This is a genomic window from Pseudomonas sp. JZ134 (assembly GCF_051027695.1).
Classification (GTDB): Bacteria; Pseudomonadota; Gammaproteobacteria; order Pseudomonadales; family Pseudomonadaceae; genus Chryseomonas; species Chryseomonas luteola.
On record NZ_CP069250.1, the window covers coordinates 786,955 to 808,596 of the forward strand.

Genomic DNA, 21,642 nt, shown 5'->3' on the forward strand with positions numbered 1-21,642 from the left:
GCCTCCACGAGCTTTTACGTCAGGCGATAGCCGCCTCGACTAATTGTACGATACGTTGCAGCCCTGCTTCGCTATTGCCGTGCTGAATGTGAATACGTAAATGTCGACGACCTCGCTCGGCGAGCACGGAAAGGTCCCCTTGTGCCTGAGCGGCTTCGACGATGCCGAAGCTTACCTTGCGTCCGGGAATGGCCAGATCCTGCTGGGGTTCGGCGGTAATCTGCAGGAAAACCCCGCTATTTGGCCCCCCTTTGTAGGCTTGGCCTGTGGAGTGTAGAAAACGGGGGCCGAAGCCGCCAACGGTGGCGACACGGTAACGATCCCGTAACAGGGTCCGCAGCCGCGTCATCAGGGTTTCGTGGGCGCCGTTACGCTCGATATAGGCAAGCACGGCAGCGTAATCGCCCGGATTGAGGCGAGCAAAATGCTCCCGAAGAACCTGCTCGGCCGAGTCGCCGCTCAGGGGGGAATCGCTGTAGAACGCCAGCTCGCCATCGGTGAAGAAGGGATTTCCGCTGGAAAGCTGTCCGGTTTTTTCATACTCATCGGTTAGCGCGCGCGTTTTGACCTTGCTGGCTTCGACGTCAGGCTGATCGAAAGGATTGATGCCTATCACGGCACCTGCAATGGCGGTAGCCACTTCCCAGCGGAAAAATTCCTGACCGATAAGATCAGGCCGCATCAGGCTTATGCGGATTACAGGCTGGCCGGCCTTTTCCAATGCCTCGACCTGAGCATCCAGTTCGCTGCCGTCATTATCTGTACGCAGATAGACGAATAAACGATCATTGCTGTAATGGGAGGGGTCAGCCGGGGGCTCCAGGTCGACCGGAATGATGCCTTTGCCTTGTTTGCCTGTGGACTCCGCCAGCAGTTGTTCAAGCCAGGCACCGATACTGGCGATCTGGGGCGAGGCGAACAGGGTCAGCTTGTCCCGCCCGGCCTTGACGGCTTCACCCATGACCACACCCAGATAAACGCCCGGATTGATTGCAGGCGGTGCACTGGGATCGCATGCCAGCACCATGGGGCGCGTAATCTCGAACAGGCTGTCTACATCGTGTCCAAGCAGGCTCAGCGGTACGAGCCCAAAGGCCGAGAGCACCGAGTAACGCCCGCCGATGGTCGGGTCTCCATAGAAGAGGGTGCGATAGCCCTGCGCCTTGGCGCTGACCTCGAGCTTGGAGCCGGGATCGGTAATGGCGATGAAATGATGGCTGGCCTGATCCTCTCCGAGCGCTTTGCAGGCAGCGTCGAAAAAGTAAGCGTTGAGAATTTCAGGTTCCAGGGTCGAGCCGGACTTGCTCGATACCAGAAAGACCGTGCAGGCATAATCAATGGACTGCTCCGTGGCGGCAATTTGAGCCGGATCGGTAGAGTCCAACACCAGCAGGCGCAGGCCTTCAGGTGTGTTGCCCAAGGTTTTCGCCAGCACTTCCGGCCCAAGGCTGGAGCCACCCATGCCCAGTAGAACGGCGGTGGTATAGCCTTCGGCTTTGAGCGATTGTTCCAGTATGACCAGAGCGGAGGTGTTGATATGCGGCTCAGTAGCAGCTTTCAACCAGCCGCCCCATTTCGCTTCGTCCTGACCGGTCCAGAGGGAAGCATCCATGTGCCATAGCCGACGTGACCAGCCTTCGCGGCGGGCCTGCTCAAGCTGCTGCTCGACGGCTTGGGACAGGTCTTCTGGCAGGCTGAACTTAGCCTGGTTGAGTTTACCGGCCAGCAGTTTGACGCGCTTGGCACCCACAGCACCGAGCAGATCGTCAGCTGCATCGGAGAAAAGTTTGGCGCCTGCCTTTACCAAGTCTGTCGTTATGCCCGGCAGATCCAGCCCGAACCGCTCGGTTGCTTCGAGTGTGGCGCGGGCTTCATCCAACCCTGTAGTGAGGGTTTCCTTCACCGTGCCATGATCACGAAAGGCATCCATGGTCTTGGGCGGCATGGTATTAACGGTGTCCGGTCCGATCAGCTCATCGACGTACAGTGTATCGGGATGGTCGGGATTCTTGGTGCCGGTAGAGGCCCATAGCAGTCGCTGAGGTTGAGCGCCCTTGGCGGCCAGGGCTTGCCAACGTTCGCTGGCTATCATGGCCTGATAATCAGCATAGGCCAGTTTGGCGTTGGCAATGGCAACCCGACCCTTGAGGGACTTGAGCGTTGCGTCGTCATTCCCGGCTTTCAGCTGTTCATCGATCTTTTTCTCGATTTCCGAATCGATCCGGCTGATGAAAAAGCTGGCAACACTGGCTATGCGGCTGATGTCTTCTCCAGCCTGAATACGCGTCTCCAGCCCAGCCATGTAGGCCTCGGCAACAGCGCGATAGGATTCCCGGGAAAACAGCAGTGTCACGTTGACGCTGATCCCTTCGGCAATCAGTTGCTGGATGGCTGCTGCGCCCGCTTCGGTACCAGGCACCTTGACCATCAGGTTCGGTCGATCGACAGCTTTCCAGAGTCGACGTGCCTCTATCAGGGTGGGCTCGGTATCCATGGCCAGATAAGGCGATACCTCCAGGCTGACGTAGCCGTCCTTGCCGTTTAAACGGTCATAGACAGGCCGCAGGATGTCGGCGGCCTGTTGAATGTCTTCGACCGCCAGATATTCATATACATCGACCGGTGAGGCATCGGCACGGTTGAGGAAGCGCTCTAGCGATTCATCGTAATCCGTACCGTGTCCCATGGCCTTTTCGAAGATGGATGGGTTGGAGGTAACGCCGGTCAGGCCATCCCGCTCAATGAGCGTCTGCAGCTCACCCTTGCGCAAAAATTCCCGACTGACGAAATCCAGCCAGACGGCCTGACCGGCCATACCCAACTCTCGCAAGAGGCTGCTCATCATGACCTCCCGGCGTTCGCCTGTTCAGTGGCCAGTTTGACAACGTTTTCAACCGTAAAGCCGTATTTCGCCTGCAGCTTGCCGATTGGTGCGGAGGCACCAAAGCTGTTCATGACGACCATGGCGCCCTTGCGGCCTACGTAACGCTCCCACCCCATCGGGCCAGCCTGCTCGACGGCAACCCGACCGGTTACGTCATCAGGCAGCACGCTTTCTTTGTAGGCTTCGTCCTGCTGCTCGAACAGTTCCCAACACGGCATGGAGACGACACGCGCCGCTATACCGTTTGCTTTGAGCTGCTCATAAGCCTCGACACACAGGCCGACCTCACTGCCGGTACCCATGATAATGACATCCGGCTTGCCGTTTTCGGCATCCGCCACGACATACGCACCACGCGCCGTACCTTCCGCCGAGGCGTAGCGGGTGCGGTCAAGCGTCGGCATGGGCTGGCGGGAGAGGACGATGCAGGAGGGGCGGTTGGTCTGCTCGAGCGCAACCTTCCAAGCCTGGACGGCTTCGTTGGCATCACCGGGACGCAGGGTCAGAAGACCAGGAGTTGCCCGGAGCTGAGCCAGCTGCTCGATGGGCTGGTGCGTAGGCCCATCTTCGCCAACACCAATGGAGTCGTGGGTAAAGACGAACACCACAGGCAGCTCCATGATCGAGGCCAGGCGAATCGGCGGCTTCATGTAGTCGCTGAACACCAGGAACGTTGCCGTAAAGGAGCGCAGGTAGCAGAGGGCAAGGCCGTTGGCGATAGCGCCCATCGCGTGTTCACGTACGCCATAGTGGAGGTTGCGACCGGCGGGTGTCTGCGCTGAGAAGCTTCCAGCGCCGTCAAAGGTCAGCTTGGTCTTGGTAGAGGGCGCCAGGTCCGCCGAACCGCCGATCAGCCACGGGATCTTGCTAGCGAAGGCGTTGAGTGCCTTGCCACCGGATTCACGGGTTGCCACGCCCTTGGCGTTGGCTTCGAACTCTGGAAGTGCATCCATCCAGCCTTCAGGCATCTGACCGGCGCGCATGCGGTTGAGCTCGTCTACAAGGGTAGGCTCCTGCTGCTCAAGCGTTTTCAGCGCTGCCTGCCATTGCTCGTATTGGCTTTGCCCGCGCTCAACCATCTGGTCGCGCAGCCAGGTTCGTGCATCGTCCGGCACCAGGAAGTCAGCGTCTTCAGGCCAGTCATAGGATTTCTTGGCGAGGCGGATTTCATCAGCGCCCAGTGGTTCGCCATGGGCGGCGGCGGTGTTGTGCTTGTTGGGTGCACCATAACCAATGATGCTGTCGACGATGATCAGGGTTGGTGCATCGTCATGGGCCTGGAAAAACTCGATGGCCTGGCCAAAGGTCAGGGCGTCGTTGGCGTCCTTGACATGGACCACGTTCCAACCATAACCCTTGAAACGTGCGCCAACGTCTTCGCTGAATGTCAGGTCCGTGTGGCCCTCGATGCTGATGGTATTGTTGTCGTAGATCCAGCACAGGTTGGACAGCTTCAGGTGCCCGGCTACCGAAGCCGCTTCACCGCTGACGCCTTCCATCATGTCGCCATCGCCACATAGCACGTAGACGTTGTAATCGAAGAGGGTAGCGCCGTCACGGTTGAAGCGCTGTCCGAGCCAGCGTTGGGCCATCGCCATGCCAACGCTGTTAGCACACCCCTGGCCCAGCGGGCCGGTAGTGGTTTCTACGCCGGTAGTCATGCGGTATTCAGGGTGGCCGGGCGTCTTCGAATCCATCTGACGGAACTGCTTGATGTCATCCAGGCTGACGGCCGGGTTGCCGGAGGGCTGGCCATGCTCGTCGATCTCGGTCACACCGGCCAGATGCAGCAGCGAATACAACAGCATTGACGCATGACCTACAGACAGCACAAAGCGGTCGCGGTTGGGCCAGTCCGGATGCTCAGGGTGGTAGCGCAGGTACTTACTCCACAACGTATACGCCACGGGCGCCAGGGCCATGGGCGTGCCAGGGTGGCCTGAGTTGGCCTTCTGCACGGCGTCCATGGAAAGGGTGCGTATGGTATTCACGCACAGCTGATCACGCTCGATGTTGGGGTCGTTGGAAAAAGTGGTGTTGGCAGAGCACATTGCGGATTCCTCGATTGGAGCGTGGAAGCGAATGGCCGGGATGCCGTCTCGCGGCTCGTCATGATGCAGGCGATAGGCAAGGACAGCAGCTCGGCTGACCGTGCATGCGGGTTATCCAGGCGCAGGGCCTGGGCTGGCGATCCGGCCGATAGGCTGGCGTTAAGCTACTTCTCGACAGCTGATTCGCATGCGACGGAACAGTACTAGGAGGTGTGAGCTTTCAGGCGGGCGTTTGTTCCTCTCATTTTGCGAGAGAATGCGTTGAAGGTCTTTAAAGGTATCAGGCCGACACGCGACGACCGGGCACGTGATCCAAACAGCCAGCTTCGTTATCATAGGCACTGACTTTTCTCCCGCGCCCTCCGAGGCGCCGCACCGAGCCCAGCATGAAACAGTACCTAGACCTGATGCGACACGTGCGTGAGCACGGCACCTTCAAAAGCGACCGCACCGGCACCGGCACCTACAGCGTGTTCGGCTATCAGATGCGCTTCAACCTGGCCGATGGTTTTCCCATGGTCACCACCAAGAAGCTGCACCTGCGTTCCATCATTCATGAGCTGCTGTGGTTTCTCAAAGGCTCGACCAATATCGCCTACCTCAAGGAAAACGGCGTTTCCATCTGGGATGAGTGGGCCGATGAGAACGGTGACCTTGGCCCGGTCTACGGTTATCAATGGCGGAGCTGGCCCGCGCCGGATGGCCGTCATATCGACCAGATCGCCAACGTTATCGAGATGATCAAGAAGAATCCCGACTCGCGCCGGTTGATCGTCTCCGCCTGGAACCCTGCCCTGGTGGATGAGATGGCCCTGCCGCCGTGCCATGCGCTGTTCCAGTTCTATGTGGCAGATGGCAAGCTCTCCTGCCAGCTCTACCAGCGCTCGGCGGACATTTTCCTGGGTGTGCCTTTCAATATTGCCAGCTACGCGCTGCTGACCATGATGGTGGCACAGGTCACGGGTTACGAGCCGGGCGAGTTTATCTGGACGGGCGGTGACAGCCACCTGTACGCTAACCATCTGGAGCAGACGGACCTGCAACTGACCCGCGAGCCGCTGCCCCTGCCTACCATGAAGCTCAACCCAGCGGTCAAAGATCTGTTCGAGTTCACGTTCGATGACTTCGAGCTGGTCGGCTACGAATCCCATCCTCACATCAAGGCGCCCGTCGCCGTTTGATGTATCACTGGAGCGCCCTGCCTGCGTAGGGCGCTCCGGGTCTGAAGCTGTTCATCTGCTCGACTTACAGCTCATCCAGCCGCGTGGCACGTGTCTGCGTGAAGCCTCGGTTATGCTTGCTCAATGGCGAGTTAGGGTCCAGCAGCGAGGTTCGGATGAAGTGCAGGTAGCTGCACACGCGGCGTAGCGGCGAACGTTCGAACTGTCCCGAGTTGGGCTCCTGATGAATCTGGGCGGCCTGAGCCGTCTCGATGGCATGGTCTACTGCCGACAAGGCCCGCTCCATATACTTGGGGCTGGGTTGCACGAACAGGCGGATCAGGGCGCGTCCCATGATGCGAATAGCCTGTCGCCAGGGTCTCGATTCCTGATAGCAGGGGTGCAGGGGCAGGTTTTCCTGTTCGTAGCGCAACTCGATGATGGCATGACCAATTTCCAATGACAGGAACATCCAGCGCAGAAGCTGGCGCTGCACGGCGGTATGACCGGTGGAAAGTACATAGGCCTGGTTGAGCAGGTCGCGGGTACTGCTATCGAAGCCTGATGCCAACCCCTTGAGCTTGCCGCTGATGGCATAGACGACCCGCATGCGTAAATCCTGCTCGAGACGTCCCCATAGCCATGGGCGATTGGGCGGCATGAGCACCGCAGCGGCGACCGCGGCAATAAAGGCGGCGAGCAGATAGGACAGGTACTGGTTGAAGAAGATATTGGCGTCATACAACGTGACGTTGGCCGGCAAGGCCGCCGAGCAGAACCACACCATCAGCCCTGTGCCGTAACCCGCCCACTGGGGACGGGTGATGAAAAACGCGCCAATGGCAAACACCGGCGACAGCGCGTAGAACAACAGGGGAAAGCCATCCAGTTGGGGCAGCACCCAGAACACCAGAAAAAAGCCGGCCAACGAGCCGGCCAATGTCCCGACGGCTAATTGCAGGCAGTAACGGCGTGGGTTGGGCGAAGTAGATGAAAGCGCCGAGATCAGGACGGCTGCCAGCGCACAGGTATCACCGCTGGGCCAGGACGTTTCGATCCAGAACAGCCCCAGCACGAGAACCACGAGGGCGCTGCGTATACCGGAAATGGCCGCTGCCATGGGGTTGGCCACGGGGGTGAAGCTTTCCGGAGGCGGCGTCTTGGGTGGCTTGGGACCGTTCAGAGTGGCATAGGCCAGGCAGTAGCTGTAGAGGTCTTCGGCAAAACGGTAGAGCAGTTCGGCGGCCGTGTTGAAGTCCAGCAGGTCGCCGTCTCCAACTTGTTGATCCTGAAGCTGCGTTCGGCCCTCGCGAATAGACTGCATCAGTGGCTCACGGTGCAGCGCGAGCTTTTCTGCCAGACGGGCCGCGTCAGTCTCGGTGGTCAGCCGCTCCCCGAACGGTGCAAGCAATGTGGTGATCTCCGAAAGGCAAGGCGAGAAGGCGTCCAGCAGGAGCGGGCGCTGGCGGATCCGGGTCAGCAGTTGGTTCAAGGCATGGAAGCGGGTGTTGAGCTGCATGAACTGGCTGCCCAGGTTGGCCAGCCGACCGCTGCGCTGACGCAGGTGTGGGTCTTCGAACGCACTGGCGCTGCGCAGGCTTTCAAAGCCTACGGACTCGGCCGCAAAGCGTGCCGCCAGGGTTTCGAACTGTTCGCGGGTCAACGTGCCGCTCAGACCCTCATGGGCCATGCGGGCGAAGTCACGAAAGCGCAGGGAAAGCGTATTGCGCAGCACGGTGCGGGTCGTCTGCGGCAGGACGATAGCGCTGACTGCACCGGTGCAGCAGATGCCCAGGCCAATCTCCAGTACACGCCACAGGGCCTGCATAAAGGCATTTTCCGGATGGCTCGTGGCTGGCAAGCCGATCAGGCTGGCGGTGTACCCGGCCAGTAGAAAGGCATAACCGCGAAAGTCGCGATAACGTGCAGCGCCCGCCGTACATAGGCCTACCCACATGGCCAGCGAGCCGAGCAGCAGGATCCGTTCCTGGGCGAAGAGGGCAATGAACAGCACCATTACGCTCAGGCCGACCAGCGTTCCGATGATGCGATAGAAACTCTTGGCCAGCACCTGTCCGCTTTGGGGCTGCATGACGATAAAGACGGTGACCAGTACCGTACTGGGTTGGGGCAGCTGCAACCGGTAGGCCAGCCAGAGTGCAATCAGTGCTGTCAGCAGCGCCTTGAAAATGAAGGCCCAGGTAATGCCATCGGTACGGGCCCATTCCAGCAGGGCACGGTGCCAGGCCGAGCGGCTCGGTAATCGACTGGCAAGAGAAATAGCGCGCAACGGTAACCTCGACGCTCAAAGGGCGCACGGAGTGAATCGGTCAGGGTGAAAAACAGCGTTGCAGTCAGCGCAGGGCGATAGCGCACTGACCGTGAAGCGGCGGCAAGATCTTCTTGAACAGACGAGACAGCGGCCTGAACAGACTGGCTGACAGGGGCGTTACGATCAGATAAGGCGGAGCGGGAAGCGGAAGCGTTTTCCGAAACAGTTGCAGCACGGTGGCCTACTCAAACAGTCACTAGCTCAGACGAGCGCTATCCATTCTATGTAGAGCAGGGTGGCGGGAATAAGCAGGAAAATCGTGAAGGATTATTAACTGTAAAGCGAGTAATCAAAGGGTAGGGAGTTGTGCCAGAATTTGCCGCTCTGAGAGGAGTACGATGGACAATCTCTTTAACATGCGTGCTTTCATGTGTGTTGTGGAAGCCGGCAGCTTTACTGCGGCGGCCCAACGCCTTGAGCTTACCACCGCCTACGTTTCCAAGGCGGTCACCAATCTGGAAACACACCTTCAAACCCGTTTACTTCACCGCACTACCCGTCGGATCGCGCTGACCGAGGCGGGGGAACGTTACCTACAGCGTTGCCAACAGATCTTCGCCTACATTCAAGAGGCGGAGGCCGAAGCCAGCCATGCCCATGCGCATCCGGTGGGCAAACTCAAGGTTCATACCATGACCGGCTTGGGTCAGCATTACCTGATCAAGACGATTGCCCGTTACTGCGAGCAATACCCTGAGGTGAACTTCGACCTGCGGCTGACCAACACGTTTACCGATATCCTGGAGGACGGCTACGACGTCTCCGTGATCCTGGCCTCCCAGCTTAAGGATTCAGGCTACTTTTCCAAGCGACTGGGCAGTACTCATAGCATTCTGTGCGCATCGCCGGCTTATCTGGAAAAATACGGCACCCCCCAGACGACGGCTGCCTTGCGTCAACATCGTTGCCTGCGTTTGGTGAACAAGGCTATGTCACTGGATAAATGGTTGTTTCAAGGCCCAAAAGGCGAGGAGCTGGTAACAATTGACCAGACCCTGTTTCAGGTCAACACGGCGGATGCCTTGATGGAGGCCATTGCTTCTGGCATGGGCATCGGGGCGCTGCCGATCTATGCCGCCGTCAAGGGGCTCAAGGACGGGACGCTGCAGCAGGTCCTGCCAAACCACAGCCTGTATCCACTTAATGTCTATGCGTTGTATCCCTCTCGCCAGTACCTGGATGCAAAGATCCGGACGCTGGTGGACTTCCTGCGCGATACCTTGCCGGGGCTTCTAAAGGCCGACGAGCAGGCTGTGAAGCGGCTGTATGAAGAAGGCCCGGTCAGCGCCTGATGATTAGTCAGGCTGCTGCGCCAATTGCTCGGCCAGGTCTTCGATCTGCTCGCGGCGGTTGGCGTCTCGTAACTTGTGGGAAGCGTTGAGCGAAGACCACTCCGGATGGGCACGGGCGTGATTCAGGGCGGCAGGAAGCTTGCCCTCACGCCAGCGCTGATCCTCAGGTGTTTCCACTTCGATAGCCTTCATGGCTGCGTGACCGCGGGCATCGAGTGCCTTGACCAGTTGACGCTGGCGCAGGGCGAGCAGGCGTAGCACGGCATCATCCACGGTCAGCTCCCGCTGGCCGCGTAGCTTGCCGAGCAGGCGCTGACCATAATGACCACCGGTTTGCAGCAGCCCGCCTGCCAGGGCGCCCAACGCTGTTGCAGCACCCAGCATCAAGCCACCCGCCAATAGGTCGATACCGGCACCTGCCGCAGCACCGGCAGCAACACCCCCGGTCAGACGGATACCCAGAATGCGCAGGGTTTCGGGATTGAATAAATCATCGCCCCAGCGGCCATCCAGTAATGGAAGGTCAGCGGCGCGTGCATCGCCCGAGCGAAAGCCGTACAGCTTGAGTAAGTCCTCCACGCAGCGCTGCTCACGCTTACGCAGATCGTCCCGCAGGCGTTGAGTCGCGGCCTTTACCGCGTCGTCCTCTGGCGGCACTACATAACGACAGGCAGCAGCATCGATCAGTAATTCGGCAATAAGCTGTCCAGCACCGTGCTGGCGTGCCACTGCCTGAGCCTCGTGATCGGCAATCAGCCGCTCCAGTTGAGGGCGCGCCGGCTCGATGAGTAAGGCCAGGCTTTCATACAGACGGCGCTCGCCATCTTCAGGCGGAGCAACACTGTCGAAGCGCACCAGGGCATGCAGCCCGAGGCGTGCCAGTGCGGTGCGCCATTCTTCCTCGCGATGCTGCTCGGCTGCCACAAAGTTCAAGACGGGCAGCAGCGGCTTGCCGCACCCGGCCAACACGGCCAGTTCATCCTTGTATTTGGCGAGTACCGGCTCGCGGGCATCGACGACATAGAGCCCGGCATCCGAGCTGCGCAGCTGGCGCAGTACCTTGGCCTCCTGCTCGAAGCGGTTGCGGGCCTCGGCGGTATCGAGGAAACGCTCCACGCGAGCGGGGCCATCCAAGCGCTCGCCGGGGCGTTCGAGCTGATCAAGGTAATCCCGCAGAGCGATGGCATCTTCCAGACCCGGCGTATCGTAGAGTTCGATCAGGGCTTCGCCGTCCACGGAAAGCCGGACACCCTCTACATGACGCGTGGTACTGGCGCGATGGGAAACCTCGCCAAATCCGATGTCGCGTGTCAGTGTTCGCAGCAGGGACGTCTTGCCAACATTGGTATGGCCCACAACAGCCAATACGAGCGGTTGGGTCATGGGCGTTCTCCTGAGGCGCAGCAGGCGTTGTTGGGCATCGCCTTGCTTACTCCAACCGCGTTCAAACGCCACTTATTCATGTCCAGTCTCCAACCATTCCAGCGGAGACCGTTCTCCATGGGGAAGTGCCATTCGATCCAGCCCCTGGCGCCAATCATCGAGGCGGTCGGCATCCAGTTGGGTGTCTGCAGGCGCAGGTAGCAGCCAGACGCGGGTAGTACCTGCGCAGCGGGCTAGTTCGCCGATCAAGGACAGGGTGCCCCGGTCCGGTGAACGACGGGGATCGCAGGCAATCACCAGGCGTACGGGCGGATAACGGGTGAGTTGCTCCAGCAAGCGGCGGCGCTGCTGTCCGTCGTCCAGTACACCGGCGTTGCGCACGGTGTCCGGCAGCGCGGGTGGCCAGGCCTGTGTGTCGTCCAGCTCAATCGCGACCAGCACAGCACTTTCACCGGCAATTTCGAGGTTACCGGCAGACGGCTCCGGCAGCTGCTCAGGCGCAGCGTCGTTGACGCCCAGACGCTCGGTGGTGGGCATCAGCTTTTCACGCAGCAGTACATAGCCGGGCTGCTCGATATCCAGCGTCAGTTGCTGGCGGCGGCGTTGCCATTGCCAGAGGCAGAGGGCAAAGAGAAGCGCGCGGGGAATGAGGCCATAGACAATCAGCACGCCTACCAGCCAACCGGCCCAGGCATGACGTGCCGCCTCAAGCCCCTGTGCCGCGTTGCCACTGGCACGAATGGTCTCGATATCCGGCATGGGGAAACCCAGCAATGCAGGCAGCGCACCCAGCGCGTGAGTCATGGTGACAAAGGTATCGCTGCTTAGAATGGTGGTTTCCCAGATAAAGCTGTAGCTGCGGGTCGCCAGCAGGGCAAGCAGGATGCCCAGCGCTGCACTCAAGGCCAGCAGCCAGAGCCCATGCACCAGTGTGCCCAGCCCCCAGCGCACCAGCCGTTGACGACCGAGGAGAATAAGCAGTGCTGGGCCGAGCTGGGCTGCGCGAGCATCCCGGGCCAGCTTGCCGGCCAGCCACAGCCAGAGGCGGCCCAACACACTGGCGCTGCGTCCACCGCCGAAAAAGCCGATCAGCCATAACAGCAGGGTCAACAGGTGCAGGCCCAACAGACTGCCCAGGGCCCAGAAGACATTGACCGGGCGCATGCCATCGCCCAGAGCGCCAAAGCCGAGGCCGGCACCGGACAATACAGCCAGAAAGGCGAGCAGCCAGAAGGCGAGGGTGGCACCCTGACGCCAGTGGCGACGGGCTTCGATCAGGCCGTCACGCTGGCCTAACAGATGGGCGCGCAGGTTCAGGCGCTGCATGAAGCTGCCGCCGGCGGCGCGCGCGCGGCGGTTGGCCTCGCTGTCTTCCAGCGGACCGGCTTCTTCCTCGGTCAGGCGGACGGCTTCGGTCAGCCAGAGTGCATCAAGGGTGGAATCGGAAGGGGCAGTAGTGGGTTCGGTCACTCGTCAAACTCGTCCTGGGGATGCGCGGAGAATAACGGGTCGGCATCCGGCGTGTTAACTGGCAAGCCACTGGCAAGGCGGTTGTGCTCTGCTATGCTGCGCGGCTATGAACAAGACACTTCCTCTCAGCTTGATCGTGGCGGTCGCCGACAATGGCGTGATCGGCCACGAAAATCGTCTGCCCTGGCACTTGCCGGCAGAACTCAAATACTTCAAGGCCGTGACCTTGGGCAAGCCGGTGATCATGGGTCGAAAGACCTGGGATTCGCTGGGTCGTCCATTGCCAGGGCGTTTGAATCTGGTCGTCAGCCGTCAGACCGATCTGACGCTCGAAGGTGCCGAAACCTTTACATCGCTGGATGATGCGGTGACGCGAGCCGAGTCCTGGGCCAGGGAGCAGGGTGCCAGTGAGGTTATGCTGATCGGCGGGGCGCAGCTCTTCATCGAGGCGCTGCCTGATGCGGATCGCTTCTACCTCACCCGTGTAGCACTGGAGCCGGAAGGGGATGTGTATTTCCCCGAATGGGATGAGCAGCAGTGGCAGCGGGTATCGCGTGACGAGCACCCGTCCGAGGATGGCCGTCCGGCATATGCGCTGGAAGTGTGGGAACGTAAGCGCTAAGCGCTGCTCATGTTGATTACCTGTTAAACGGGGCGCCTATCAGGCGCCCCGTTTCGTTCTAGAAATACTTCAACCAGGTGATATCGCGGCGGCGCGCCTTGAGGTGGGCAAACCAGCGAACCGGCCAGTAGAGCGCAAAGGCCAGCACGATGGCGCTGATCCACAAGGCCCAGACATGATCAAAGCCGAAGTACGTTCCCTGATTGAGGCCGAACAAGGCAACGGCAATCCGGTACAGCACGCCCAACACGTACAGATGCAGGATGTAGAAGAACATCGGTGCCGCGCCAAACACGGTAAACCAGTGCAGCAGACGGCTTTCCGGCTTGCGCTCGAACAGCACGAGTAATAACAGGCCCAGGCCCAGTATGAGCGAGAGGAATAGCAGGGAGGGGGGGTACTTGGTGATGTTCAGAAAGCTCATCACCGTCAGCAGGGGTGTTTCTCCGGTGACCCACTGCTGCGCCTGACCATAGCCATTGATCATCCGCAATACCAGGAAGAGCAACAGGGCGCCAATCCCCCAGCCTAACAGACGCTTCTGGCGCTCGGACGGGTTCAGCTGGGTAAACCACGGACCCACGGCATAGCCCAGCGCAATCACGCCAATCCAGGGCAGAAGCGGATAGGACGTCCGCAGCCGCAGGCTTTCGCCCAATTCGATCCAGCCGCGGTCATGCAATATCGCCCATGGGACATGGAAGGGCGAGCCTGCCGGAAAATGCACCCCGTCCAACAGATTGTGCCCGGCTACCAGCACGAGGCCGATGGCGATCAGCGCTGCGCGGGGCAACCAGACCAGTGCCGACAGCATGATCATGCTCAGGCCAATGGCCCAGATTACTTGCAGATAGATCACCTTGGGTGGGAACTGGAACGACCAGGCCAGGCTGACCAGCGTAAATTCCAGAATGACCAGAAATAGCCCGCGCTTGAACAGGAAGCTGGAAACCGCAGCCCGATCATTGTGCTTTGCGCCATAAAGAAAGGCACCCAGGCCTGTCAGGAAGACGAAGACCGGTGCGCATAGGTGACTGGCAATCCGGCTGAAGAACAGGTCAGGTGAGGTCGAGGCGACATCCATGGGGTCGATGACCTGCCGATGCAGGAAGAACGTTTCGCGAACATGATCGAGCAGCATGAATACAATCACGAGCCCGCGCAGGGCATCGATGCTTTTGAGGCGGTGGGACGTTGAGGTCATTTAAGGTCGTTCCATGAGACACATCAGCAGATAGTGCAATCTGTAATGTTATCTTATTTCAATGGTATATCCCTGGTTCTGCCACATTTGGTTACGGTTTGGCTGACCCCTGTGATTATCTGAATAACGCTCAGGATCCTGATTTTTCTACCTTCAAGCCAAAAGGACTTTTTCGCTTCGCTTGTGGAAATAAAATTCCAAAATAGAAAACATGGAAAAAATGTTTGATTAATGCGTGAAGACGTTTTAGGCTGACTTCAACTCGTTCAGCACCCCCGGTGCGAAAGACCGCAGGCCGATAAAAATAAATAGGAGCCACCATGGGCGACACAACCTTTGCCAATGGACGTCAGCTGGATGTCATCTGTCTTGGGCGCCTTGGCGTCGATCTGTATGCACAGCAGATCGGGGCACGGCTCGAAGATGTGAGCAGTTTTGCCAAGTACCTGGGCGGCTCATCCGCCAACATCGCCTTTGGCACCGCCCGGTTGGGGTTGAAGTCCGCCATGCTGACCCGCGTCGGCGATGACCATATGGGCCGCTTCCTGGTGGAATCTCTGAACAAGGAAGGCTGTGATACCCGGGCCATCAAGGTCGACCCCGAGCGGCTGACCGCCATGGTCCTGCTGGGAATCAAGGACCGTGAAACCTTTCCTCTGGTGTTCTATCGCGAAAACTGCGCCGACATGGCGCTGCGCGAGGAAGACATCGACGAATCCTTCATCGCTTCAAGCAAGGCCTTGCTCATCACCGGTACGCACTTCTCCACCGAGGGCGTCTACAAGGCGAGCAGCCGTGCGCTGGACTATGCCGAGAAGCACAACGTCAAGCGTGTACTGGACATTGACTATCGTCCGGTACTTTGGGGTCTCACCGGTAAGGCGGATGGTGAGACCCGTTTTATTGCCAATGCACAGGTAAGCGCCCACGTTCAGCGTATCCTGCCGCGTTTCGATCTGGTCGTCGGAACTGAAGAAGAGTTCATGATTGCCGGCGGCTCGGATGATCTGCTGACTGCCCTTCGCAAGGTGCGTGAAGTCAGCGAGGCGACACTGGTGGTCAAGCTGGGCGCGCTGGGCTGCACCGTGATTCATGGCGAGATTCCCGAGCGCCTGGAAGACGGCAGCATTTACCAGGGCATCCGTGTGGAAGTGCTCAATGTGCTGGGCGCAGGTGACGCGTTCATGTCCGGCTTCCTGCGCGGGTGGCTTACCGGCGGTGACGATGAGCGTTGCTGTCAGCTGGCCAATGCCTGTGGCGGTCTGGTCGTCTCCCGTCATGCCTGTGCACCGGCCATGCCTACCCTGGCGGAGCTCGATTATTTCTTCAACAGCCCGATACCGATTACCCGACCGGATCTGGACCCTGCGCTCAATCGCTTGCATCAGGTAAGCGTGCCGCGCAAGACCTGGCAACCGCTGTACATCTTTGCCTTCGATCACCGCGGTCAGCTGGTGGAGCTGGCGCAGCAGGCCGGGCGCGACCTCAAGGCCATTCCCGAGCTGAAGCAGCTGTTCATCCGTGCCATCGAGCGGGTGGAAGCGGATCTGAGGGAGAAAGGCGTGCAGGGCGATGTTGGTTTGCTGGCCGATGAGCGTTTCGGCCAGGATGCCCTCAATACGGCAACGGGGCGTGGCTGGTGGATTGCCCGTCCGGTGGAATTGCAGGGCTCGCGTCCCCTGGCGTTCGAGCATGGCCGTTCCATTGGCAGCAATCTCATCAAGTGGCCTCAGGAGCAGATCATCAAGTGTCTGGTGCAGTTTCACCCGGACGATGAGCCTGAGCTTCGCCTTGAGCAGGAAGCTCAGCTCAAGGGGTTATACGAAGCGGCTCAGGTCAGCGGGCATGAGCTGCTGCTGGAGGTGATTCCGCCGAAGAACCACACCTCCGATCAGCCGGATGTGCTCTACCGCGCCATCAAGCGGCTCTACAACATCGGAATCTACCCCAACTGGTGGAAGATCGAGTCCCAGCCTGAGGCGGTGTGGGAAAAGTTGGATGAACTTATCACCGAGCGCGATCCGTATTGCCATGGGGTTGTGCTGCTGGGACTCAATGCACCGGCCGAAGAGCTGGCTGAAGGGTTCCGTCATGCCAGTGCCAGCAAGACCTGTCGCGGGTTTGCCGTTGGCCGGACGATCTTTCAGGAGCCGAGCCGCGCCTGGCTTGCCGGTGAGATCGATGACGAAGCGTTGATCAGCCGGGTGCAGTCGACCTTCGAGTTCCTGATCAAATCCTGGCGTGAGGCTCGCCGCCTGGGCTGATACGTCTCGACTTTTCGCACTACCAGACAACAACAAGATTAGGTGTGGCAACCATGACGAATTCACCGGTCAAGATCGGGATCAATCCGATCTCCTGGAGCAATGACGACCTCCCTTCGCTGGGCGGCGAAACCCCGCTGAGCACAGCACTGCGTGAGGGTAAGGAGATCGGTTACCAGGGGTTTGAGCTCAACGGCAAGTTTCCCAAGACGCCGGAAGGTGTGCGTGACGTGCTGGGCGAGTACGGGCTGGAGCTGGTGTCCGGCTGGTACTCAAGCCTCATGGCGCATCGCAGCGCAGAAGATGAAATCAAGGACATTGCCGAGCATTGCCGCCTGTTAGCCGAAAATAACGCTAAGGTCCTGGTATATGGCGAAGTGGCCGGTTCCATTCAGAGCAAGCGGGTCCCTCTGGTTGAACGTCCACGCTTTTATACAGACGAGCAGTGGAAGGTTTACGGCGACAAGCTGACGGCTCTGGCACGCTTCACCCAGTCCCAGGGGGTGCGTCTGGCCTACCACCACCATATGGGGGCCTATGTGGAGTCCCCCGAGGACATTGATCGGCTGATGGAGGTGACTGGCGAGGAGGTCGGCCTCCTGTTCGACGCAGGCCACTGCTACATGGGCGGTGGCGATCCGCTGGCCGTATTAAAGAAACATATCGACCGCGTTTGCCATGTGCACTTCAAGGACGTTCGCAAGAATGTTGTGCAGCTGGCCCGTAACAACCAATGGAGTTTCCCGGATTGTATCGTCAACGGCACCTTTACGGTGCCCGGCGATGGCGACATCGAATTTGGGCCACTGCTCGACACCTTGTATGCCGCCAACTACCGCGGCTGGCTGGTAGTGGAGGCCGAACAGGATCCGGCCGTAGCGCCCAGTTATCTCTACGCCCAGAAAGGGTATGAAACGCTGCGTGCACTGGTATCCCGCGCCAACGCTCGACTCACCCTTTATTAAGAGGAGGTTGTATGGATTTGCTTGTCAAAGGCTCCGCTGAACGCCGCACGCTGGTCCAGGTACCCGACAATGCACTCGAATACGTGGGCTTTTCGGCCCATAAGCTCAAGGATGGCGATGAGCTGCCTGTGAACGGACAGGACAGAGAAGTGTGCATCGTACTGCTGACCGGCAAGGCGACCATCAAGGCGAATCACCCGCAGAAGGGTGCGTTTGCCTGGGAACACATTGGCGATCGCCAAAGCGTGTTCGAGGACAAGTCACCCTATGCAGCTTACCTGCCGCCCGCTACTGAAGCCCTGGTGATAGCCCACGGTGATGCGGAAATTGCTGTATGTCTGGCGCCGGGCAATCCAGAAGAAACGTTGCCGCCCCGGCTGATCGAGCCAGCAACCATGAAGCGTTCAACCCGAGGCAAGGACGCCAACACCCGTTACGTCTGCGACATCCTGCCGGACACGGCCGAGGCGCATTCGCTGCTGGTCGTAGAGGTGATCACGCCGTCTGGTCATTCCTCCAGCTATCCGCCCCACAAGCACGACACGGATGACCTGCCGGCACAGAGCTTTCTGGAGGAGTCCTATTACCACCGTCTGAATCCGCCCCAGGGCTTTGCCTTCCAGCGTGTCTATACCGACGACCGCAGCATCGATCAGGCCATGACCGTGGAAAACAACGATGTGGTACTCGTTCCCAAGGGCTACCACCCGGTTGCCGTACCCTGGGGATACACCTCCTATTACCTCAACGTGATGGCCGGGCCTAAGCGTGTCTGGAAATTTCATAACGACCCGGCCCATGAGTGGCTGCTTCAGGGCTGATCCGCTTCAACACCGAACTCCCGCCATGGTTGGCGGGAGCCACGACAACGCGCTTCAAGGAGTGCACGAGCCGAATACACGATCAGAAGCAACTTCGTAGTAGCTGACTTCTGGAAACCCAATAACAAGAACCAGAGCGAGCGATATGACGATCCCTACTTCCACCCATGCACATCGCCATGACATCGGTTATGTGCTGAGAATCTGCGCCGTGGCGGCGTTAGGCGGCATTCTGTTCGGGTATGACACTGCTGTCATTTCCGGCGCTGTGGACTCGCTGCGTGCGTATTTTTCCCTGTCTGCGGCCGAGACCGGCTGGGCGGTTTCCAATGTGGTCATCGGCTGCGTCGTCGGTGCCTTGAGCGCAGGCTGGGTAGCCGGCTGTCTGGGTCGTAAGAAGGCGCTCGTTCTGGCCGCTGTGCTGTTTACCGTTTCAGCAGTAGGGGCGGCGGTGGTCGACAGCTTCGTCTGGTTTGTCATCTACCGCATGATTGGCGGGTTGGCCGTGGGTCTGGCGGCTACGGTCTCGCCCATGTATATGTCCGAGGTCTCGCCCAAAGGCATGCGGGGGCGCGCCCTGGGCATGCAGTCGATTGCCATCGTCGCCGGCCAGGTGATCGTCTTTACCGTGAATTACCTGATTGCCCGTGATGTAGCAGCGGAGTGGCTGGTCTATTACGGCTGGCGCTGGATGATCGGCTCCGAAGTCGTGCCCTGCATTTTCTTCTGCATCATGGTATTCACCATTCCGGAGTCGCCCCGCTGGCAGGTGATGGTCGGTCAGGACGATAAGGCCCTGAAGACGCTGACACGTATTTCCAACGCCGAGCATGCCGGGCATCTCCTGGCAGAGATCAAGGACTCATTGAAGCAGGACCGCCAGGGCTGCCCGCAAAAAGTGGAGCTGCGCAGGTCCGGCTTGGGGATGATCCTGTTTGTCGGGTGCATGCTGGCCATGCTTCAGCAGGTCAGCGGCGTGAACGTGATGATGTATTACGCGCCGATGGTACTCAAAGGCGTCACCGCCAGTACCGAGTCCGCGTTGTTCCAGACCATCTGGATTGGCGTGATGCAGCTGGTGGGCACGCTGATCGGCGCCTGGCTGATCGACCGCGTCGGCCGGATTCCGCTGATGAAGTACGGCACCATCGGCTCGGTCAGCGGACTCCTGATCACTTCTTACGCCATGTACACCCATCAGGACGGCTACCTGACGCTGTTCGGGATGCTGCTGTTCATGCTGCTGTATGCGTTGTCCTGGGGAATCGGCACCTGGGTTCTGATCTCTGAGATTTTTCCGAATCGTCTGCGCTCGCTGGGCATGAGTGTGGCCGTGTGCAGCATGTGGATTGCCAACTTCCTGGTGACCCAGACATTCCCGATGATCAATGACCATCCCTACCTGATGAGCACATTCAATGGTGCCTTCCCGATGTGGCTGTTCGCAGGCTTTGGCGTGTTCAGCTACTGGTTCGTCATCCGTTTCGTCCCTGAAACCCGTGGTGTATCGCTGGAAAAAATGGAAGGCGTGATGCTGGCCAAGATTCGTCGCCAGCCCATGCCGGCCAGTACTCGGAAAACCGGTCGGGCCTTGTCATCCAAGCCCATTTGATAAGAGCGGATCGCGGTAAGGATCCATTGGTTTTGTTAGCTACGCCGTGCTTCGAGCGGCCCCTAAGGAGTTCGACATGAGTCAAGAAACAGTCATCGGCCATTACATTAATGGTCAGGTCCAGGAAGCGGGCACCGAGCGTTACAGCGATGTGTTCAATCCGGCGTTGGGGCAAGTGAAGGCCCGTGTGGCGCTGGCAACCACCCAAACGGTGGATGAAGCTGTCGCAGCCGCCAAGGCCGCGTTTCCGGCCTGGTCCGAACAATCGGCTCTGCGCCGTTCGCGCATCCTGTTCAAGTTCAAGGAGCTGTTGGACAAGCACCACAAGGAGCTGGCGCAGCTCATCACGTCCGAACATGGCAAGGTCCTGTCCGATGCCATGGGGGAAGTTACCCGCGGTATCGAAGTTGTCGAGTTTGCCTGCGGTGCGCCCCATTTGATGAAAACAGCGTTCACCGACAACATCGGTGGTGGCATCGACAACTACAACATGCGTCAGGCGCTAGGCGTTTGTGCCGGGATCACGCCGTTCAACTTCCCGGTCATGGTGCCGCTGTGGATGATCCCGATGGCACTGGCCACCGGCAATACCTTTATTCTCAAGCCTTCCGAGCGCGATCCTTCCGCCAGCCTGCTCATGGCGGATCTGCTCAAGCAGGCCGGTTTGCCCGATGGTGTGTTCAATGTGGTACAGGGTGACAAGGAAGCCGTAGACGCCTTGCTGCAACACCCGGATGTCGAAGCCATCTCCTTCGTGGGTTCTACACCCATCGCCGAATACATCTACCAGGAAGGGACCCGCCGCGGTAAGCGCGTTCAGGCCCTGGGTGGCGCGAAGAATCACATGATCGTCATGCCGGATGCTGATCTGGATCAGGCGGCCGATGCCTTGATCGGTGCCGGTTATGGCTCCGCCGGTGAGCGCTGCATGGCGATTTCCATCGCCGTGGCCGTAGGCGATGTGGGCGACAAGCTGATCGAAAAGCTTTTGCCCCGCATCGACAACCTACGTGTCCGCAACGGCATGGAAGGCGACGCCGACATGGGCCCGCTGGTGACCGCTCAGCACAAGGCCAAGGTCGAGGGCTACATCACCAAAGGTGTTGAGGAAGGTGCGCAACTGATCGTTGACGGTCGCAACTTCAAGGTGCCGGGTGCCGAGAATGGCTTCTTCGTTGGTGCAACGCTGTTCGATCAGGTCAAGCCCGAGATGACCATCTACAAGGACGAAATCTTCGGCCCGGTGTTGGGCATCGTGCGCGTGCCGGACTTTGCCTCGGCCGTGGAGTTGATCAACGCCCATGAGTTTGGCAATGGCGTGTCCTGCTTTACCACCGACGGTGGCGTGGCCCGCGCGTTTGCCCGCTCCATCCAGGTGGGCATGGTCGGTATCAACGTACCGATTCCTGTTCCCATGGCCTGGCATTCCTTTGGTGGCTGGAAGCGCTCTCTGTTTGGCGACCACCACGCCTATGGCGAGGAAGGTATCCGCTTCTATACCCGTTACAAGAGCGTCATGCAGCGCTGGCCCGACAGCATCGCCAAGGGTGCCGAGTTCAGCATGCCGACCGCTAAATAACCC

At 59.5% G+C, this 21,642-nt stretch carries 15 protein-coding genes; 8 read left to right on the top strand and 7 right to left on the bottom strand.

Annotated features, from left to right (window positions below; translation table 11 throughout):
- Positions 1-19: 19 nt before the first annotated feature.
- Both JQR86_RS03480 and tkt read right to left on the bottom strand, forming a co-directional pair.
- Positions 20-2,842, bottom strand: a complete 2,823-nt coding sequence (locus tag JQR86_RS03480; protein ID WP_434154339.1) for a bifunctional transaldolase/phosoglucose isomerase — start codon at positions 2,840-2,842, stop codon at positions 20-22.
- On the bottom strand, positions 2,842-4,935 hold the full coding sequence (gene tkt, locus JQR86_RS03485) for a transketolase (protein ID WP_010795652.1): 2,094 nt from the start codon (positions 4,933-4,935) through the stop codon (positions 2,842-2,844). Before tkt ends, JQR86_RS03480 begins: the two co-directional genes overlap by 1 nt.
- 386 nt (positions 4,936-5,321) lie before the next feature.
- Here tkt and JQR86_RS03490 point away from each other — a divergent pair, with 386 nt between their 5' ends.
- Complete coding sequence (locus JQR86_RS03490; RefSeq protein WP_010795651.1) at positions 5,322-6,116, top strand: thymidylate synthase; 795 nt, start codon at positions 5,322-5,324, stop codon at positions 6,114-6,116.
- Positions 6,117-6,180: 64 nt separating this feature from the next.
- On the opposite strand, the gene JQR86_RS03495 is transcribed toward JQR86_RS03490, so the two are convergent.
- Entirely contained in the window at positions 6,181-8,385 is a 2,205-nt protein-coding gene (locus JQR86_RS03495; RefSeq protein ID WP_434154340.1) for an FUSC family protein, read from the bottom strand.
- A gap of 64 nt (positions 8,386-8,449) precedes the next feature.
- Complete coding sequence (locus JQR86_RS03500) at positions 8,450-8,602, bottom strand: hypothetical protein (RefSeq protein ID WP_156913089.1); 153 nt, start codon at positions 8,600-8,602, stop codon at positions 8,450-8,452.
- 163 nt (positions 8,603-8,765) lie between these two features.
- Here JQR86_RS03500 and JQR86_RS03505 point away from each other — a divergent pair, with 163 nt between their 5' ends.
- A complete protein-coding gene (locus JQR86_RS03505) occupies positions 8,766-9,719 on the top strand; it encodes a LysR family transcriptional regulator (protein WP_074822273.1) in 954 nt (317 codons plus the stop codon).
- Positions 9,720-9,722: 3 nt separating this feature from the next.
- On the opposite strand, the gene JQR86_RS03510 is transcribed toward JQR86_RS03505, so the two are convergent.
- The gene (locus JQR86_RS03510; protein WP_150346677.1) at positions 9,723-11,102 is read right to left on the bottom strand and encodes a DUF3482 domain-containing protein; all 1,380 of its coding nucleotides are present in this window, start codon (positions 11,100-11,102) and stop codon (positions 9,723-9,725) included.
- A gap of 72 nt (positions 11,103-11,174) precedes the next feature.
- Positions 11,175-12,572: a DUF2868 domain-containing protein gene (locus JQR86_RS03515; RefSeq protein ID WP_434154342.1), complete on the bottom strand. Its 1,398-nt coding sequence runs from the start codon at positions 12,570-12,572 to the stop codon at positions 11,175-11,177.
- A gap of 106 nt (positions 12,573-12,678) precedes the next feature.
- Between JQR86_RS03515 and JQR86_RS03520 the strand changes: the two genes are divergently transcribed.
- Positions 12,679-13,194 carry a dihydrofolate reductase gene (locus tag JQR86_RS03520; protein WP_010795645.1) on the top strand — a complete coding sequence of 172 codons (516 nt, stop codon included), beginning with the start codon at positions 12,679-12,681 and terminating at the stop codon, positions 13,192-13,194.
- Between the two features lie 58 nt (positions 13,195-13,252).
- Here the strand turns inward: JQR86_RS03520 and JQR86_RS03525 are convergent, their stop codons facing one another.
- Complete coding sequence (locus JQR86_RS03525) at positions 13,253-14,398, bottom strand: DUF1624 domain-containing protein (protein WP_434154343.1); 1,146 nt, start codon at positions 14,396-14,398, stop codon at positions 13,253-13,255.
- A gap of 320 nt (positions 14,399-14,718) precedes the next feature.
- On the opposite strand from JQR86_RS03525, the gene JQR86_RS03530 reads away from it, so the two are divergent.
- The 5 genes from JQR86_RS03530 to JQR86_RS03550 all read left to right on the top strand — a co-directional run bounded on the left by JQR86_RS03530 (position 14,719) and on the right by JQR86_RS03550 (position 21,639).
- Entirely contained in the window at positions 14,719-16,662 is a 1,944-nt protein-coding gene (locus tag JQR86_RS03530; protein WP_122041726.1) for a bifunctional 5-dehydro-2-deoxygluconokinase/5-dehydro-2-deoxyphosphogluconate aldolase, read from the top strand.
- A gap of 53 nt (positions 16,663-16,715) precedes the next feature.
- Positions 16,716-17,627 carry a myo-inosose-2 dehydratase gene (gene iolE / locus JQR86_RS03535; protein WP_434154345.1) on the top strand — a complete coding sequence of 304 codons (912 nt, stop codon included), beginning with the start codon at positions 16,716-16,718 and terminating at the stop codon, positions 17,625-17,627.
- An 11-nt stretch (positions 17,628-17,638) separates the two neighbouring features.
- Complete coding sequence (gene iolB / locus JQR86_RS03540; protein ID WP_434154346.1) at positions 17,639-18,448, top strand: 5-deoxy-glucuronate isomerase; 810 nt, start codon at positions 17,639-17,641, stop codon at positions 18,446-18,448.
- 145 nt (positions 18,449-18,593) lie between these two features.
- Positions 18,594-20,060: a sugar porter family MFS transporter gene (locus JQR86_RS03545; protein WP_434154347.1), complete on the top strand. Its 1,467-nt coding sequence runs from the start codon at positions 18,594-18,596 to the stop codon at positions 20,058-20,060.
- 76 nt (positions 20,061-20,136) lie between these two features.
- Positions 20,137-21,639 carry a CoA-acylating methylmalonate-semialdehyde dehydrogenase gene (locus JQR86_RS03550; RefSeq protein WP_434154348.1) on the top strand — a complete coding sequence of 501 codons (1,503 nt, stop codon included), beginning with the start codon at positions 20,137-20,139 and terminating at the stop codon, positions 21,637-21,639.
- Positions 21,640-21,642 lie beyond the last annotated feature (3 nt).

Coding starts and splice junctions, on each gene's coding strand:
- JQR86_RS03480 (WP_434154339.1), bottom strand. CDS start 2,842: ATGAGCAGCCTCTTGCGAGAGTTGGGTATGGCCGGTCAGGCCGTCTGG.
- tkt (WP_010795652.1), bottom strand. CDS start 4,935: ATGTGCTCTGCCAACACCACTTTTTCCAACGACCCCAACATCGAGCGT.
- JQR86_RS03490 (WP_010795651.1), top strand. CDS start 5,322: ATGAAACAGTACCTAGACCTGATGCGACACGTGCGTGAGCACGGCACC.
- JQR86_RS03505 (WP_074822273.1), top strand. CDS start 8,766: ATGGACAATCTCTTTAACATGCGTGCTTTCATGTGTGTTGTGGAAGCC.
- JQR86_RS03510 (WP_150346677.1), bottom strand. CDS start 11,102: ATGACCCAACCGCTCGTATTGGCTGTTGTGGGCCATACCAATGTTGGC.
- JQR86_RS03520 (WP_010795645.1), top strand. CDS start 12,679: ATGAACAAGACACTTCCTCTCAGCTTGATCGTGGCGGTCGCCGACAAT.
- JQR86_RS03525 (WP_434154343.1), bottom strand. CDS start 14,398: ATGACCTCAACGTCCCACCGCCTCAAAAGCATCGATGCCCTGCGCGGG.
- JQR86_RS03530 (WP_122041726.1), top strand. CDS start 14,719: ATGGGCGACACAACCTTTGCCAATGGACGTCAGCTGGATGTCATCTGT.
- iolE (WP_434154345.1), top strand. CDS start 16,716: ATGACGAATTCACCGGTCAAGATCGGGATCAATCCGATCTCCTGGAGC.
- iolB (WP_434154346.1), top strand. CDS start 17,639: ATGGATTTGCTTGTCAAAGGCTCCGCTGAACGCCGCACGCTGGTCCAG.
- JQR86_RS03545 (WP_434154347.1), top strand. CDS start 18,594: ATGACGATCCCTACTTCCACCCATGCACATCGCCATGACATCGGTTAT.
- JQR86_RS03550 (WP_434154348.1), top strand. CDS start 20,137: ATGAGTCAAGAAACAGTCATCGGCCATTACATTAATGGTCAGGTCCAG.